This is a genomic window from uncultured Campylobacter sp., assembly GCF_938018145.1.
Classification (GTDB): domain Bacteria; phylum Campylobacterota; class Campylobacteria; order Campylobacterales; family Campylobacteraceae; genus Campylobacter_A.
Genome location: NZ_CALIII010000083.1, coordinates 1 through 1989 on the forward strand (window position 1 = coordinate 1; position 1989 = coordinate 1989).

3 protein-coding genes are annotated in these 1989 nt (G+C 44.2%); 2 read left to right on the forward strand and 1 reads right to left on the reverse strand.

All coding sequences use genetic code 11. The annotated features are described in order from the left end of the window. Window positions 1-1256: cytochrome c oxidase accessory protein CcoG (gene ccoG, locus Q0338_RS01810; protein ID WP_298085268.1), on the reverse strand; the 1256-nt coding region annotated here is incomplete at its 3' end. Between the two features lie 136 nt (window positions 1257-1392). Here ccoG and rpsU point away from each other — a divergent pair. After that, window positions 1393-1605 carry a 30S ribosomal protein S21 gene (rpsU, locus tag Q0338_RS01815; protein ID WP_002951513.1) on the forward strand — a complete coding sequence of 71 codons (213 nt, stop codon included), beginning with the start codon at window positions 1393-1395 and terminating at the stop codon, window positions 1603-1605. A gap of 109 nt (window positions 1606-1714) precedes the next feature. Then, window positions 1715-1989: helix-turn-helix domain-containing protein (locus Q0338_RS01820; protein WP_298085269.1), on the forward strand; the 275-nt coding region annotated here is incomplete at its 3' end.

A 1989-nucleotide genomic window follows, 5' to 3' on the forward strand; every position in this document is an offset into this window, starting at 1 on the left:
TCGTTTGTACCGGCAAATGCCGATTTAGGCGCGCTTAGCACGACTACGACTCTCTTTTTTTCGCCTGCTTTTAACGAAATTTGAGTCTTTGGGCGCTCGATTTTTATCGGCGCTTTAGCTCCGTCCGCGCTAACGTCAAAATAAAACTCATGCGCGTGCGCGTCGGTGTTTTCAAACAAAAACACGTAAGCGTTTTCGATTTCGCCGCTTTTATTTATCTTATATAGCTCGCTCGTGCGGTTGATATTTAGCAGCATGCTCTCTTTTTTGGCGCTCATTAGCGTTAGCGCGGTCGCGGCGATAGCGATGATGGCACAGTAGCCGATGGTTTTAAAGCGCAAATACCGCACTTTTTGCTTGGTTTTTAGCGAATTTGAGCTCGTCCAGCTAATTAGACTAGGCAAATTTAGCCCCGACATCGTTTTGGTGCAGGCATCTACGCACTCTAGGCAGTTTATGCACTCTAGCTGCATGCCTTTTCTGATGTCGATGTGTGTCGGGCAAATTTTCACGCAGGCCTCGCAGCCGGTGCATTCGTTTTGCGGATCGGGCGGCTTTTTCCAGAGTTTGGTTTGACCATCATAAATTTTACCGCCGCGCGTCTCGTCGTATATGACCTGCACGCTGTCAGAATCGATCATCACGGACTGCACTCTAGCGTACGGGCAGACGTAAACGCAAAAATTTTCGCCCAAAAACGCGACGTCAAATATCAAAAACGCCGCGATAACAAGCCAAGCTCCGAGTAAAATTTTATGTTCGGCGGGATTTGAAATTTGAGCGAAAAAGTCCTGCGGCGGAACAAAAAACCAGAGAAAATTTGCCGCCGCGATAAAAGCCAAAACGCTCCAGATCGCGACTGCTAGCGCGTTTTTAGCGCCGCCCTCGGCGAGTGTTTGTTTATTTGAGACGCTTTTGCGGATTTTTAAAATTTTAGTTTGGATGAGGTCACGGTAGATCGCGCGAAATATCGTCTGCGGACAGCTCCAGCCGCACCAGACGCGGCCGCCTAAATTCGTCATAAAAAATATAAAAATAAAAAAAATGATGAGCACGAAAGGCATCAAAAATAGCTCTTGGACGTTAAATTTGGCAAAAAACAGATGCAGCTCGCTGCGCTCAAAGCTTAATAGGAAAAATTGATTTCCGCCGATAGATATAAAAGGCAAAACAAGCGCGGTACAGGTTATCAGGATGTAGGCGATATAGCGTTTGCTAGCAAATTTGAAATAATTTTTATACTCTTCTTTTGTCATAATTCATCCTGATTACAAAGTAGTGATAATTTTTGATAGATTATAGTTTTAATGCGATTAATTTTTTATAAATTTTCAAATTTACTAAATTTCTGCTATAATAGCCGTCTATTTTAATTGAAAGGTGGTGAGGACGTTGCCTGGTATTAAGGTACATCCTAACGAGTCTTTTGACGAAGCTTACAGAAAGTTCAAAAAGCAAACCGACAGGAACCTTGTCGTGACTGAAGTTCGCGCAAGACGCTTTTTCGAGCCTATGACCGAGATCCGCAAAAAACAAAAAATCGCGGCTCGCAAGAAAATGCTTAAACGTCTATATATGCTTAGACGCTACGAGTCAAAGCTCTAACCAAAAGGGTCGCTTCGGCGGCCTTTTCTTTTTTCAAACTCCCGTTTAACTCGCATCAAAGCCAAAATTTGCCATAATCTACGCCAAATTTAACGATCAAAGGAAAAATATGTCCAAAGTGCCCGTGAGCGAGGCCGCGGAAATCTTAGGCGTAACCAAGGAAGCCGTCTACAACCGCATTCGTCGCGGAACGCTAAAGACCTTTGAAAAAGACGGCGTAAAATACGTGGTTTTAGAAGGCTACGAGCCCCAAACCGCACCCAAATCAGCGCCCAAAACTTCAAAATCCGCCAAAAACTCGGAGTCAAAAAAAGCCGCTAAGGCCGGCGAATTTGACGTGAACGAATTTCTACTCTCGCAAATTGGCGAACTAAAAGAACAAAA